This is a genomic window from Streptomyces sp. NPDC090032 (assembly GCF_044748025.1).
Lineage (GTDB): Bacteria > Actinomycetota > Actinomycetes > Streptomycetales > Streptomycetaceae > Streptomyces.
Genome location: NZ_JBIVFF010000004.1, coordinates 87,258 through 101,860 on the forward strand (window position 1 = coordinate 87,258; position 14,603 = coordinate 101,860).

A 14,603-nucleotide genomic window follows, 5' to 3' on the forward strand; every position below is an offset into this window, starting at 1 on the left:
ACCGGCGGCCAGAGCGGGTTCCGGCAGACGCGGCCCATGCCGCAAGTGCCGTTCCCGCAGGTCCCGTTCACACCGGAACGGGCACCCGCGCCCACGCCCGCGCCGCCGGCCCCGCCCGCGCAGGCTGCCGCGCCCAAGAAGCCGGGCCGCGACCGCTATCTCGATCTGCTGCGCTCCATCGCGCTCGTCCGCGTCGTCGCCTACCACCTCTTCGGGTGGGCCTGGCTGACGGTCCTCTTCCCGTCCATGGGTGTGATGTTCGCGCTCGCCGGATCGCTGATGGCGCGCTCCCTGAGCCGCCCCGCGATCGGCGTGATCAAGGGCCGAATCCGCCGGCTCCTGCCGCCCATGTGGGCGTTCAGCGTCGTCGTCCTCGCCCTGCTCTTCCTGGGCGGCTGGAACCCCGGCAAGGACCCGGACAGCGGCGGGACCTGGGGCTGGATCAGCCTGGTCAACTACTTCGTGCCCGTCGGCGCGCCGTCGTTCCCCTGGCACCTCGGCGACAAGGCGGGCCTCCTGGAGGACACCTGGCCGGCGCAGGCCGCGGGCCCGCTCTGGTACCTGCGGGCCTACCTGTGGTTCGTCATCGCCTCGCCGCTGCTCCTCCGGGCGTTCCGCAAGGTGCCGTGGGCGACGCTGCTCGCGCCGCTCGCGCTGACGGCCGTCGTCGGTACGGGCATCGTCACCATCCCCGGCGAGGCGGGGAACGCGGTCACCGACTTCGCGGTCTACGGCGGCTGCTGGGTCCTCGGCTTCGCCCACCACGAGGGTGTCCTGGCGAAGGTGCCGCGCTATCTCGCGGTGTCCTGCTCGGCGATCGTGATGGCGTTCGGACTGTGGTGGGCCTCGGGCCATCTCGGACCGGACGGCTGGGACTTGAACGACATCCCGCTGGCCCAGGCGGCCTGGTCCTTCGGCTTCGTCGTCATCCTGCTCCAGTACTCGCCGTCCTGGCAGGAGCTGCCGGGCAGGCTCGCCAAGTGGGACAAGCTCATCACGCTGTCCAACAACCGCGCGGTCACCATCTATCTCTGGCACAACATGCTGATCATGGCGACGGTGCCGATCATCGACCTCGCGTACAACCTGCCGTTCATGGAGGACGCGAGATGGAGCGGCGCCCTCGACTCGACGTACATGCTCTGGATGTTCGTGCTGACCTGGCCGCTGATCGCGCTCGCGGTCCTCGGGACGGGCTGGATCGAGGACCTGGCCGCCAAGCGGCGTCCGCGGCTGTGGCCGAACGGCGTCAAGAAGCGTGCACACAGCCGTTAGTTGGGGTTGTGCGGCGCGTGAGGGTGGGGGAGGTTGGGCGTGAGCGACCAGTGACCGCAGGACCACGAGGGGAACCCGGACCGACATGACTCAGCCTCCCGGCCAGCCGCCGCAGGACGGATCCGGGCACCACCCGGCGTACGGGCCGCCGCCCACCCCGCCGCAGGCGCCGTCCGGCGGCGGGCAGGACAACCCGTACGCCGGGGCGCCGACCCCGCCACCGGCTCCGCCGCAGACACCGCAGACACCGCAGACACCGCAAACCCCGCCACCGGCACCGGCCCCTCAGGGCCAGCCCGGATACGGGGACCTGCCCGCTTACGGAGACCAGTCCGGCTACAGCAATCAGCCCGGCTACGGCGGCGACCAGTCCGGCTACGGCGCCCAGCCTCCCTACGGTCAGCCCCCGCAGGGACCGCCGCAGGGCCAACCCCCGTACGGTCAGCCCCCGTACGGCGCGCAGCCGCCCTACGGCGGAGGCGCCTATCCGCCGCCCCCGCAGGGCAGTGGTGGCAAGCGCCGGACGGCCGTCATCGTCGGGGCCGCGGTCGTCGCGCTCGTCGTGATCGTCGGCGGGATCTTCCTCGCCACGAGCAGCGGCGGCGACGACGACAAGCCGCAGGCGAAGGAGTCCGTGTCTGCGTCGCCCAGCACGTCGGACGAGCCCTCCGACGAGCCCACGACCGAGGACCCCGCGACCGAGGACCCCGTCGAGGAGCCGAGTGATCCCGCGGGGACGGCGGAGGAGCGGCCCGCCGGGTCCACCGGCTATCAGGGCCAGTGGCAGGACGAGCAGGCCAGGACCCTCACGGTCGGCGACAAGGTCGCGTCCGGCACGGCCAAGGGCAAGTACAGCGTGTCCTACATCGACGCGGGCGGTAAGGGCATCTGCACCGGCATCGGGGAGAACCGCAGCGGCGGGGCGTTCCGGATAGCCGTCAAGTGCATGGGCAAGGACACGGGCGACGAGGTCTTCGGCGCGAACCTGACGCAGGCCGACGACGTGGTCACGCTGAAGTGGGACAAGGGCGGCTCGGCGAGCCTCAAGTGGGCGGGCACCACGACCTGACCCACGCCCGGGACCTGAACCACGCCGGGGAGCGAAGCTCACCGCCGGGCCGTGCGCCCGGTGAGAGCAACGTTCCCCGGCGGTCACGGTGCGGCACAGCGCGGTAATCCCGCCTCCCTACGTTCGGGGTCATCAGCCCAGAACCGTGACCCTGGAGGCGTGTGATGGCAGCCCGGAGTTGGATCCAGCGGTGGGATCCGGAGGACGAGACGTTCTGGTCGCGCGAGGGTGGCGAGAAGGTCGCGCGGCGCAATCTCGCGTTCTCCGTCCTGTCCGAGCACATCGGGTTCTCGATCTGGACCCTGTGGTCCGTGATGGTGCTCTTCATGGGACCCGAGTACGGCATCGACCCGGCCGGCAAGTTCTTCCTGGTCTCGATGGCCACGCTGGTCGGGGCGGTCGCACGGGTGCCCTACACGTTCGCCGTCGCCCGCTTCGGCGGCCGGAACTGGACGATCCTCGCGGCGAGCCTGCTGCTGATTCCGACGGCCGCCGCGTTCGTCGTGATGGAGCCGGGGACCTCGTACACGACGTTCATGGTGTGCGCGCTGCTCACCGGTGTCGGCGGCGGCAACTTCGCCTCGTCGATGACGAACATCAACTCCTTCTTCCCGCTGCGGAAGAAGGGCTGGGCGCTCGGCCTGAACGCGGGCGGCGGCAACATCGGCGTCCCCGTCGTGCAGCTGGCCGGGCTCGCCGTGATCGGCGCGGGCGGCGGCCCGCGCGTGCTGCTCGGGATCTACCTCCCGCTCATCGTGGTGTCGGCGGTCTGCGCCGCGTTGTTCATGGACAACCTCGCGACCGTGAAGAACGACACCGGCGCGGCCAAGGAGGCCGTGCGGGACCCGCACACGTGGATCATGTCGTTCCTGTACATCGGGACGTTCGGGTCGTTCATCGGCTACAGCTTCGCGTTCGGGCTCGTCCTGCAGACGCAGTTCGGCAGGACGCCGCTCCAGGCCGCGTCGATCACGTTCATCGGGCCGCTGCTCGGCTCCCTGATCCGGCCCGTGGGCGGCCGGCTCGCCGACCGGTTCGGCGGGGCGCGCATCACGCTGTGGAACTTCGTCGCGATGGCCGCAGCCACCGCCGTGGTCGTCCTCGCGTCGTCGCAGAAGTCGCCGGCGCTGTTCACCACGGCGTTCATCGCCCTGTTCGTGCTCACCGGGCTCGGCAACGGGTCGACGTACAAGATGATCCCCGGCATCTTCCACGCCAAGGCCGTCGTCAAGGGGCTCACGGGGGAGGAGGCGGCGGCGTACGGGCGGCGCCTGTCCGGGGCGTCGATGGGCCTGATCGGGGCCGTGGGCGCGCTCGGCGGGCTCGGCATCAACCTCGCCTTCCGCCAGTCCTTCCAGACGGCCGGCACCGGCACGGCGGCCTTCGTCGGGTTCCTCGTCTTCTACGCGGTGTGCTTCGCCCTCACCTGGGCCGTATACCTTCGCCGCCCGGCCGCCGCGCAGGCCCCCGTGCGGGCCGCGGAGACGGAGCCCCGGCTCAGCTACGCGGAGGTGTGACGTAACACCGCTGACATCATGGGGAACCGAGCCCGTCACGGGATGTTGACAGGCTCGGTCGACCCCGGCAGAACCACCCGAGCGGGACGAGAGCCACATGTACGACGCACAGCAGGGCCCCCCGGCGGGGCAGCACGGCCCCCTGGCGGGCTTCACCGTCGGCGTGACCGCGGCCCGCCGCGCCGACGAACTGGGCGCGCTCCTCCAGCGGCGCGGCGCCGCCGTCCTGCACGCGCCCGCGCTGCGCATCGTCCCCCTCGCCGACGACAGCGAGCTGCTCGCGGCGACGAAGGAGATCGTCGACCACGCGCCCGACATCGTGGTCGCGACCACCGCCATCGGGTTCCGCGGCTGGGTCGAGGCCGCCGACGGCTGGGGCCTCGGGGAGGCGCTCGTCGCCCGGCTGCGCGACGTGGAACTGCTCGCCCGCGGGCCCAAGGTCAAGGGCGCCGTCCGGGCCGCCGGGCTCACCGAGGAGTGGTCCCCGTCGTCCGAGTCGATGGCCGAAGTCCTCGAACGGCTCCTCGACGAAGGCGTCGACGGCCGCCGGGTCGCCGTCCAGCTGCACGGCGAGCCGCTGCCCGGCTTCGTCGAGGCGCTGCGCGAAGCGGGCGCCGACGTCGTGGGTGTGCCCGTGTACCGGTGGATGCCGCCGGAGGACATCGGGCCCGTCGACCGGCTGCTCGACGCGACCCTCACGCGGGGCGTCGACGCGCTGACGTTCACCAGCGCGCCCGCGGCCGCGTCCCTGCTCTCCCGGGCCGAACTGCGGGGCCAGCTACCGGAGTTGCTGGCCGCCCTGCACCACGACGTCCTGCCCGCCTGCGTCGGCCCCGTGACCGCGCTGCCCCTCCAGGCCCACGGCGTCGACACGGTGCAGCCCGAACGCTTCCGCCTCGGCCCGCTCGTCCAGCTCCTGTGCACCGAACTCCCGGCCAGGGCCCGTACGTTGCCGGTCGCGGGCCACCGCGTGGAGATCCGCGGCCAGGCGGTCCTGGTCGACGGCGAACTGCGCCCGGTGCCGCCCGCCGGAATGTCGCTCCTGCGCTCCCTCGCGCGCCGCCCCGGCTGGGTGGTCCCCCGCGCCGAACTCCTGCGCGCACTCCCCGGCGCGGGCAGCGACGAGCACGCGGTGGAAACGGCGATGGCCAGACTGCGTACGGCACTTGGGGCCCCGAAGCTGATCCAGACAGTGGTCAAGCGCGGCTACCGCCTGGCCCTGGACCCGGCGGCGGACTCGAAGTACGCGACGGGCTGAACCTGCTTGCGTGACCCCGTCGTCCGTGAACCCTTCGTGAGGGGCCCGGCACTGGGGGTTCCGGCGGTGCGTGCGGGCGGGCACTGTAGGGGCATGGCATTGCCATCGTCCTCGTCCTCGCCACCGTCTTCGCCCCCGTCCCCGCCCCCGTCCCCGCCCTCGCCTTCGTGCGAGCTGCGTTTCGACTCCGGGCGCAGTTCGCTGGATCTGCTGGCCACGGCGCATCCCGGTGAACGGCTCGACTCGGTGGGGCGGTTGCGGGCCTGGCTGGTCGGCTCGGGGCTGGTGCCCGCGGACACGCCGCTGCGAGGCGCCGACGACGCCTGGCTCGCCGAGGTGCGCGAACTGCGCGGCCACATCGGCCAGCTGGTGCGCGGTGAGCTCGACGGCAGGCCCGCGTCCGGCGCCCTGGAGCGGGTCAACGCGATCGCCCGCGCGGCGCCGCCCGCACCCCGCGCCACCCGCCGCACCGACGGCACCCTCGCCAGGGCCCTGCACGCCGACCCCGGCTGCCGCGAGCTGCTCGCGGCCGTCGCCCGGGACGCCGTGGAGCTCCTCACGGACCCGGTCGCCCGCTCCTGCCTGCGCCGCTGCGAGGGCGACAGCTGCCCGATCATCTATCTCGACACGTCCCGGGGGCGGCGCCGCCGCTGGTGCTCCAGTGAGGTGTGCGGCAACCGGGAGCGGGTCGCGAGGCACCGGCGCAGAGCGGCACACGCCCGGGCCTGACGAGCCGCCGGAGCCCCCGCGCGCTGCTTTGGCATGTCCCCGTAGATCGATTGAACACATCGCGCACCGCTTACGTATTGGGGAGCGTCCAGCCGAGCGGCGACCCAGCCGGAACGCTCAACCAGGGGACAGCGGAGGTAGGCGTGCGCAAGGATTCCGCCGTGGCCGATGAACGCCCTACGAGGGCACGACATCGCGCGCCGCAGCCTCCCGAGCCCGACGAGGAGCTGATGCGCGCGCTCTACCGCGAGCACGCGGGTCCCCTTCTGGCCTATGTGCTCAGGCTGGTGGCGGGAGACCGGCAGCGTGCCGAAGATGTCGTACAGGAAACGCTCATCCGTGCCTGGAAGAACGCCGGTCAGCTCAACCGAGCGACCGGTTCGGTACGCCCCTGGCTGGTGACGGTCGCCCGGCGCATCGTCATCGACGGCCACCGCAGCCGGCAGGCCCGGCCGCAGGAGGTCGATCCGTCGCCGCTGGAGGTCATCCCCGCGGAGGACGAGATCGACAAGGCGCTGTGGCTGATGACCCTTTCGGACGCGCTCGAGGACCTGACCCCCGCCCACCGCGAGGTGCTGGTGGAGACGTACTTCAAGGGGCGTACGGTCAATGAGGCCGCCGAGACGCTCGGTATACCCAGCGGAACGGTGCGCTCACGGGTGTTCTACGCGCTGCGTTCCATGAAGCTGGCGCTGGAGGAGCGGGGGGTGACGGCATGAGTGCCTCGTACGACGACTACGGACCGCATGGGTCCGGTGACGTTCACGAGACGGTCGGCGCCTACGTGCTCGGTGTCCTCGACGACGCCGAGGCGAGCGCCTTCGAGGCGCATCTGGCGGGCTGCGAGCTGTGCGCGCGCCAGCTGGAGGAGTTCGCCGGCATGGAGCCGATGCTCGCCGCCCTCGCGGACATCCCCGAGCCGCAGGGCAGCCCCGGCAGACAGCGCCTCGGCGCGCAGCTCGGCGCCCGCCCGAGCGACCAGCTCGCCGACCGGTTCTTCGCCGAGGTGGCGCAGAAGCGGGCACGCAAGCGCCGGCGCGGGATGTACCTGGTGGCCGCGGCCGCCGCACTGATCGTCGGCGGCCCGCTGACCGTGCTCGCCGTGAACGACGGCGGTACGGACAACGTCGCCGGGGAAGCCCACCCCACCAGCCCCGCCGAGGACGCCTTCTTCAACCACATGCTCGAGAAGGTCACGGCGACCGATGCGAACACCAAGGTCACCGCCACCATCGGCATGGAGAAGAAGGCCTGGGGCACCCACACGGTCCTGCAGCTGAAGAACGTCAAGGGCCCGCTGAAGTGCTCCCTGATCGCGGTCGGGAAGAACGGCGAGCGCGAGACGGTCACCACCTGGGCGGTCCCGAAGTGGGGTTACGGCATTCCCGACAGCAAGCACATGGCGTCGAAGTACCCCTTGTACGTGCACGGGGGCGCCGCTTTCGAGCGCAACGCCATCGACCACTTCGAGGTCGAGACGCTCGACGGCAAACGCCTCGTGGAGGTCGACGCGTAGCCCCGGCAGCCGGACGCGTAGCCTCCCGGGCCTCCCTTCGCGTACCTTTGACGGCTGCCCAGCACGTCAGAAGGGGGCCCGGTGGCCGCTCAGGCTCATCAGCAAACCGCGCTCGACCAGGACCGCGATTCCGTACGGGATCGCGAGATCGGCGTCGAACAGGAACACCTCGACCAGGTGTACCGCCGGCTCGAGGAAAAGATCCACGAGGCCGAGTTCCTGATGAACGACGCGGCCAAGCGGGGGCAGGTCGGTACCCCCGGCGCCCTCGCCGAGCGCGACGCCCAGGTGTTCCGCGCGGGGATCCACCTCAACCGTCTCAACAACGAGTTCGAGGACTTCCTCTTCGGCCGGATCGACCTGCTGCCCGGCAAGGACGGCAAGAAGGGCCCCGACGGCGCGTACACGGCCGTGGAGCCCGCCGAGGGGGCCGTACGCGAGGACGCGGACGGGCAGCGGACCGCCGACATCGCCGAGACGCTCCACATCGGCCGGATCGGCGTCCTGGACGCCGACTACTCGCCCCTGGTCATCGACTGGCGCGCGCCGGCCGCCGCGCCCTTCTACCGCTCGACCCCGGTCGACCCGGGACGGGTCGTACGCCGCCGGGTCATCCGCTCCAAGGGCCGCAAGGTGCTCGGCGTCGAGGACGACCTGATGCGCCCCGAGCTGACCGCGCGCCTCGACGGCGAGCAGCTGCCCGTCATCGGTGACGGCGCCCTGATGGCCGCCCTCGGCCAGGCCCGCAGCCACACCATGCGCGACATCGTGGCGTCCATCCAGGCCGAGCAGGACCTGGTGATCCGGGCGCCCGCCGCCTCGGTGACGTACGTGGAGGGCGGCCCCGGCACCGGCAAGACGGCCGTCGCACTGCACCGCGCCGCGTACCTGCTCTACCAGGACCGCCGCCGGTACGCGGGCGGCATCCTGATCGTCTCCCCGACCCCGCTCCTCGTCGCCTACACCGAGGGCGTGCTGCCCTCGCTCGGCGAGGAGGGCCAGGTCGCGATCCGCGCGGTCGGCGCACTGGCCGACGACGTCTCCGGCGCGGAGGCCACGGTCTACGACTCCCCGGCGGTGGCCCGCGTCAAGGGCTCCTCGCGGATGCTGCGCGTCCTGCGCAAGGCCGCGCGCGGAGCCCTGGAAATGGGGACCGTGGCAGCGCCGCAGCAGAAGCAGGGCCAGCTGGCCTTCGGCGACGACTCCGACGACGACGCGGACGAGGCACAGGCCCCCGCCGAGCAGCCCACGCGCCTGCGCGTCGTCGCCTTCGGCCGCCGCCTCGAACTGGAGGCCGCCGAACTGGCGAGGATCCGCCAGAACGCGCTGAGCGGCACCGCCCCCGTCAACCTCCTGCGCCCGCGCGCCCGCAAGCTCCTGTTGGACGCCCTGTGGTCGCAGTCCGGCGCGGGCACCCGGCACAGCGACCCGGAGCTCGCCGCGGAGCTGCGCTCGTCGTTCGACGACGACATCACCTCCGAGGACGACTTCATCCGCTTCCTCGACGCGTGGTGGCCCGAGCTGACCCCGCGCGGGGTCCTCGCCGCGATGGGCGACGAGCGCCGCCTCGGCCGCTGGGCGCGCCGGATCCTCAACCCCGGCGAGGTCCGCAAGGTCGCCCGCTCGCTGCGCCGCGACGCCCTGTCGGTGCACGACGTGGCGCTCCTCGACGAGCTGAACGCGGTACTCGGCACCCCGTTGCGGCCGAAGAAGAAGCGCGAGTACGACCCCCTTGACCAGCTCACCGGCCTCGAGGAGCTGATGCCCGAGCGCCACGAGACCCAGCGCGAGCGCGCCGAGCGCCTGGCCCAGGAGCGCACGGAGTACGCGCACGTCATCGTCGACGAGGCGCAGGACCTCACGCCCATGCAGTGGCGGATGGTCGGCCGCCGCGGCCGGCACGCGACCTGGACGGTGGTCGGCGACCCCGCCCAGTCGTCCTGGTCGGACCCCGACGAGGCGGCCGAGGCCCGCGACGAGGCCCTGGGCTCCCGCCCGCGCCGCCGCTTCACGCTCACCGTGAACTACCGCAACCCGGCCGAGATCGCCGAGCTCGCCGCCAAGGTCCTCGCGCTCGCCATGCCGGGCTCCGAGTCCCCGTCGGCGGTCCGCTCGACGGGGGTGCGCCCGCGGTTCGCGGTCGTACGGGACGGCCTCGGGCACACCGTCCGCGAGGAGGCGGCACGCCTGCTCGACCAGGTCGACGGCACGGTCGGCGTAGTCGTGGCGATGAACCGGCGCGACGAGGCGGCGCGCTGGCTGGCCGGGCTCGGTGACCGCGTGGTGGCGCTCGGCAGCCTGGAGGCCAAGGGCCTGGAGTACGACGCGACGGTCGTCGTGTCGCCCGCGGAGATCGCCGACGAGTCCCCGGCTGGCCTGCGCGTCCTGTACGTGGCGCTGACCCGCGCCACGCAGCAGCTGACGGTCGTCTCGGGCAGCCGCGACGAACCGGACGCGGACGGGGTGCCGGACCTGCTGCGTGAATGAGTTCGAGGGATGGGAATTGCCTTACGGGGATCCTTTGTTACCTTGGACGTGGCACCGGCTCGATCCAAGCCCCCGGGCCCAACCTTCGTCGCTACGAGCGACCACTTGCCGCGAGGCGAGCATGGCGGGTCGGTGTCATTAACGTAGGAAGAGGTCCACGTCACCCTGGTGACGTGGACCTCTTTCTGTTTCCCGTGACTTCTCGTATGGTGGAAACAACTTTCCGAAAGTGAGCGTCCTGGGTCTGGCCCGGGTGCTGTCCGGGCGGTGAACAAAACGTTCGCAATCCGGGGCGGCTACCACGTACTCAGCGGTAGGTGCGACGATCGGACGGAAAAACAGCAGCAGCCACACGGTGAAAGCAGAGGAAGTCGGCCATGGCAACGGCGCCCAGCGTCTCCTACTCGATGACGGTCCGCCTTGAGGTGCCCGCCAGCGGAACAGCGGTATCCCAACTCACGACGGCCGTGGAGTCCCACGGAGGCTCGGTGACCGGTCTCGACGTGACGGCGTCCGGCCACGAGAAACTCCGGATCGACGTCACGATCGCCGCGAGCTCCACCTCGCACGCCGACGAGATCGTCGAGGGCCTGAACGGCATCGAGGGCGTCGTCCTCGGCAAGGTCTCCGACCGTACGTTCCTGATGCACCTCGGCGGCAAGATCGAGATGCAGTCGAAGCATCCCATCCGCAACCGTGACGACCTGTCCATGATCTACACGCCCGGTGTGGCCCGCGTGTGCATGGCGATCGCCGAGAACCCCGAGGACGCCCGGCGTCTGACGATCAAGCGCAACACCGTTGCGGTCGTGACGGACGGCTCCGCCGTGCTCGGCCTCGGCAACATCGGCCCGATGGCCGCCATGCCGGTCATGGAGGGCAAGGCGGCCCTCTTCAAGCGCTTCGCCGACATCGATGCCTGGCCGATCTGCCTGGACACCCAGGACACCGACGCGATCGTCGAGATCGTCAAGGCCATCGCCCCCGGCTTCGCCGGCATCAACCTCGAGGACATCTCCGCCCCGCGCTGCTTCGAGATCGAGGCCCGCCTGCGCGAGGCCCTCGACATCCCCGTCTTCCACGACGACCAGCACGGCACGGCCATCGTCGTCCTCGCCGCCCTGACGAACGCCCTGCGTGTCGCGGGCAAGGCCATCGGCGACATCCGCGTCGTCATGTCCGGTGCGGGTGCGGCCGGTACGGCGATTCTCAAGCTCCTGATCGCGGCCGGCGTCAAGAACGCGGTCGTCGCCGACATCCACGGCGTCGTGCACGCGGACCGCGCCGACCTCGTCGACGCCAAGGCCGATTCGCCGCTGCGATGGATCGCCGACAACACCAACCCCGAGGGCCTCACGGGCACGCTCAAGGAGGCCGTGCGCGGCGCCGACGTGTTCATCGGGGTCTCCGCTCCGAACGTGCTCGACGGCGACGACGTGGCGGCCATGGCCGAGGGTGCCATCGTGTTCGCGCTCGCGAACCCCGACCCCGAGGTCGACCCCGCAATCGCCCGCCAGACGGCGGCAGTTGTGGCCACGGGCCGCTCGGACTTCCCGAACCAGATCAACAACGTCCTCGTGTTCCCGGGCGTCTTCCGTGGCCTGCTCGACGCCCAGTCGCGTACGGTCAACACGGAGATGATGCTGGCCGCCGCGGCCGCCCTGGCGGACGTGGTGAGCGAGGACGAGCTCAACCCGAACTACATCATTCCGAGCGTCTTCAACGACAAGGTCGCGGGCGCCGTCGCCGGAGCGGTGCGCAACGCCGCGAAGGCCGCCGGCGCCGCTGTGACAGGCGCCACGGCCTCCTGAGGCCCGGCGCGTCGCGGAATGCGGGGCCCCTGGCCGCCCTCTAGGGTGGCCGGGAAGCACGGCCCCGACCCCGCCCCAATCCGGGACGGCGACGCATTTCGGGTGCCCCCCAAGGGCGCCGGATTGGCTTTCCCGCCGCTGGTGGGGGCAGGATGCGTCTTCGGGCGCGAGGGTCTGAAGACGGACCCGGGTCCGGGGCCTGACCGAGGACCCTGGCAGCATCGGCTTCGCTGTGCCCAACATGCGGCTCCGCCGCGTGGCACGCCTCAACGGCAAGAAGAACACGGGAGTACAAACATGAACCGCAGTGAGCTGGTGGCCGCGCTGGCCGACCGCGCCGAGGTGACCCGCAAGGACGCCGACGCCGTGCTGGCCGCGTTCGCCGAGACCGTCGGCGAGATCGTTGCCAAGGGCGACGAGAAGGTCACCATCCCCGGCTTCCTGACCTTCGAGCGCACGCACCGTGCCGCTCGCACCGCCCGCAACCCGCAGACCGGCGAGCCGATCAACATCCCGGCCGGTTTCAGCGTGAAGGTGTCCGCGGGCTCCAAGCTCAAGGAAGCCGCCAAGGGCAAGTAAGCCAGGCAACAGAAGGGGCGGCCACCCGGTTCGGGTGGCCGCCCCTTCTGTGTGTTCTGCGGGCCTGTGTGTTCTGCGGGCGGTGGCTGCTAGCCCAGTGCCTTGCCCGGCAGCTCGACCTTCGCGCCGAGTTCCACGAGCTTTTCCATGAAGTTCTCGTAGCCGCGGTTGATCAGGTCGATGCCGTGGACGCGGCTCGTGCCCTGGGCGGCCAGGGCGGCGATCAGGTACGAGAAGCCGCCACGCAGGTCGGGGATGACCAGATCGGCGCCCTGGAGCTTCGTGGGGCCCGACACGACCGCGGAGTGCAGGAAGTTGCGCTGGCCGAAGCGGCAGTCGGAGCCGCCCAGGCACTCGCGGTAGAGCTGGATGTGCGCGCCCATCTGGTTCAGCGCGGACGTGAAGCCCAGCCGGGACTCGTAGACCGTCTCGTGGACGATGGACAGGCCCGAGGCCTGCGTCAGGGCCACGACGAGCGGCTGCTGCCAGTCGGTCTGGAAACCGGGGTGGACGTCCGTCTCCAGGGCGATCGACTTCAGCGAGCCGCCCGGGTGCCAGAAGCGGATGCCCTCGTCATCGATCTCGAAGGCGCCGCCGACCTTCCGGTACGTGTTCAGGAACGTCATCATCGAGCGCTGCTGGGCGCCGCGGACGTAGATGTTGCCCTCGGTCGCCAGGGCGGCCGACGCCCACGACGCGGCCTCCAGACGGTCCGAGAGGGCGCGGTGCGTGTAGCCGCCGAGCTTGTCGACACCCGTGACCCGGATGGTCCGGTCGGTGTCCATGGCGATGATCGCGCCCATCTTCTGCAGCACGCAGATGAGGTCCTCGATCTCGGGCTCCACGGCCGCGTTCGAGAGCTCGGTCACGCCCTCGGCCAGGACGGCCGTCAGGAGCACCTGCTCGGTCGCGCCGACCGACGGGTACGGCAGCCGGATCTTCGTGCCGCGCAGCCGCTGCGGGGCCTCCAGGTACTGGCCGTCCGCCCGCTTCTCGATGGTCGCGCCGAACTGGCGGAGCACCTCGAAGTGGAAGTCGATCGGCCGGCCGCCGATGTCGCAGCCGCCGAGACCCGGGATGAACGCGTGGCCGAGCCGGTGCAGGAGCGGCCCGCACAGCAGGATCGGAATGCGCGAGGAGCCGGCGTGCGCGTCGATGTCGGCGACGTTGGCGCTCTCCACGTGCGACGGGTCCATGATCAGCTCGCCAGGTTCCTCACCTGGGCGGACCGTCACGCCGTGCAGCTGGAGGAGGCCGCGTACGACCCGGACGTCCCGGATGTCCGGGACGTTGCGCAGCCGGCTCGGCTCGCTGCCGAGCAGCGCGGCGACCATGGCCTTGGGCACGAGGTTCTTCGCGCCGCGGACACGGATCTCGCCCTCCAGCGGGGTTCCGCCGTGGACAAGCAGTACATCGTCGGTGACGGTCATGAATCTCGCGTTCCGATGAGATGGACAGGACAGATGGTCAGGACCGCAGGGCGGAGCCGTCGGGCGAGGCCTTTCGGGCCGGGCCGCTGGGCGGGCCAAGGCATAAGCGTAAGGGCCGCCTACCCCCCTTCCGTAAGCCCAAGGGCGCCGGGGGCACGTCATGACTTCGCTACAACACGAAAAGTCCCGAAACGGGCGCGGAGGGTCACCTTCCGGGACGGGCTCACGGCGCACGCCCGGGGCGCGTGAGGCGTCCCTGAGCTGGGGGCACCCCGGAAGGGCCATTGACTCCCCGCTCGGCGGCAAGATGCGGGATCATGTCTGGCATGACCGAGGTGTCCTCGCTCACAGGGCGGCTGCTCGTGGCCACACCCGCCCTCGCGGACCCGAATTTCGACCGGGCGGTCGTGCTGCTCCTCGACCACGACGAGGAGGGCTCGCTCGGCGTCGTCCTCAACCGGCCCACACCGGTCGGCGTCGGGGACATCCTGGAGGGCTGGGGCGAGCTCGCCGGGGATCCGGGGGTCGTCTTCCAGGGCGGCCCCGTCTCGCTGGACTCGGCGCTCGGCGTCGCGGTGATCCCGGGAGACGAAGGGCCCCTCGGCTGGCGCCGCGTCCACGGTGCGATCGGCCTGGTCGACCTGGAGGCCCCTCCGGAGCTGCTCGCCGCCGCGCTCGGCTCGCTGCGGATCTTCGCGGGGTACGCGGGCTGGGGTCCGCGCCAGCTGGAGTCCGAGCTGACCGGCGGCGCCTGGTACGTCGTCGAGTCGGAGCCGGGTGACGTCTCGTCGACGGACCCCGAGGGGCTGTGGCGGGCTGTGCTGCGGCGCCAGCGCAGCGACCTGGCGATGGTGGCGACGTACCCGGACGATCCGTCGCTCAACTGAGGCCGCCGGCCGGTGCCGTGACCGGCGGGATCCGGGCGTGCGGGC

The 14,603-nt window shown here is 71.5% G+C and carries 12 protein-coding genes; 11 read left to right on the forward strand and 1 reads right to left on the reverse strand.

Annotation, left to right across the window (positions count from 1 at the left end):
* Positions 1 to 36: 36 nt before the first annotated feature.
* From ACIPWY_RS10280 to ACIPWY_RS10325, 10 genes are all read left to right on the forward strand, one after another.
* Positions 37 to 1,275 carry an acyltransferase gene (locus tag ACIPWY_RS10280; RefSeq protein ID WP_393704697.1) on the forward strand — a complete coding sequence of 413 codons (1,239 nt, stop codon included), beginning with the start codon at positions 37 to 39 and terminating at the stop codon, positions 1,273 to 1,275.
* Between the two features lie 85 nt (positions 1,276 to 1,360).
* On the forward strand, positions 1,361 to 2,344 hold the full coding sequence (locus ACIPWY_RS10285; protein WP_393704618.1) for a hypothetical protein: 984 nt from the start codon (positions 1,361 to 1,363) through the stop codon (positions 2,342 to 2,344).
* Positions 2,345 to 2,508: 164 nt separating this feature from the next.
* Positions 2,509 to 3,861, forward strand: coding sequence for a nitrate/nitrite transporter (locus tag ACIPWY_RS10290; protein ID WP_393704616.1), 1,353 nt, complete (start codon positions 2,509 to 2,511; stop codon positions 3,859 to 3,861).
* A 97-nt stretch (positions 3,862 to 3,958) separates the two neighbouring features.
* The gene (locus ACIPWY_RS10295) at positions 3,959 to 5,119 is read left to right on the forward strand and encodes a uroporphyrinogen-III synthase (protein ID WP_393704614.1); all 1,161 of its coding nucleotides are present in this window, start codon (positions 3,959 to 3,961) and stop codon (positions 5,117 to 5,119) included.
* A gap of 93 nt (positions 5,120 to 5,212) precedes the next feature.
* Positions 5,213 to 5,848 (forward strand): CGNR zinc finger domain-containing protein, encoded by a 636-nt coding sequence (locus ACIPWY_RS10300; protein WP_401532735.1) that lies wholly within the window; start codon positions 5,213 to 5,215, stop codon positions 5,846 to 5,848.
* Positions 5,849 to 5,991: 143 nt separating this feature from the next.
* Positions 5,992 to 6,567, forward strand: a complete 576-nt coding sequence (locus tag ACIPWY_RS10305; RefSeq protein ID WP_362906300.1) for a sigma-70 family RNA polymerase sigma factor — start codon at positions 5,992 to 5,994, stop codon at positions 6,565 to 6,567.
* Positions 6,564 to 7,364 (forward strand): zf-HC2 domain-containing protein, encoded by an 801-nt coding sequence (locus ACIPWY_RS10310; RefSeq protein WP_362906298.1) that lies wholly within the window; start codon positions 6,564 to 6,566, stop codon positions 7,362 to 7,364. The genes ACIPWY_RS10305 and ACIPWY_RS10310 overlap by 4 nt, the downstream gene beginning before the upstream one ends.
* 81 nt (positions 7,365 to 7,445) lie before the next feature.
* Complete coding sequence (locus ACIPWY_RS10315) at positions 7,446 to 9,851, forward strand: UvrD-helicase domain-containing protein (protein ID WP_362906297.1); 2,406 nt, start codon at positions 7,446 to 7,448, stop codon at positions 9,849 to 9,851.
* A 377-nt stretch (positions 9,852 to 10,228) separates the two neighbouring features.
* Entirely contained in the window at positions 10,229 to 11,662 is a 1,434-nt protein-coding gene (locus tag ACIPWY_RS10320; protein ID WP_100593926.1) for an NAD-dependent malic enzyme, read from the forward strand.
* Between the two features lie 297 nt (positions 11,663 to 11,959).
* A complete protein-coding gene (locus ACIPWY_RS10325; protein WP_030680681.1) occupies positions 11,960 to 12,241 on the forward strand; it encodes an HU family DNA-binding protein in 282 nt (93 codons plus the stop codon).
* Positions 12,242 to 12,330: 89 nt separating this feature from the next.
* Here ACIPWY_RS10325 and murA read toward each other — a convergent pair whose 3' ends face one another.
* Entirely contained in the window at positions 12,331 to 13,671 is a 1,341-nt protein-coding gene (gene murA / locus ACIPWY_RS10330) for a UDP-N-acetylglucosamine 1-carboxyvinyltransferase (protein ID WP_100593927.1), read from the reverse strand.
* 326 nt (positions 13,672 to 13,997) lie between these two features.
* Here murA and ACIPWY_RS10335 point away from each other — a divergent pair, with 326 nt between their 5' ends.
* Entirely contained in the window at positions 13,998 to 14,558 is a 561-nt protein-coding gene (locus ACIPWY_RS10335) for a YqgE/AlgH family protein (RefSeq protein WP_362906438.1), read from the forward strand.
* Positions 14,559 to 14,603: the final 45 nt, after the last annotated feature.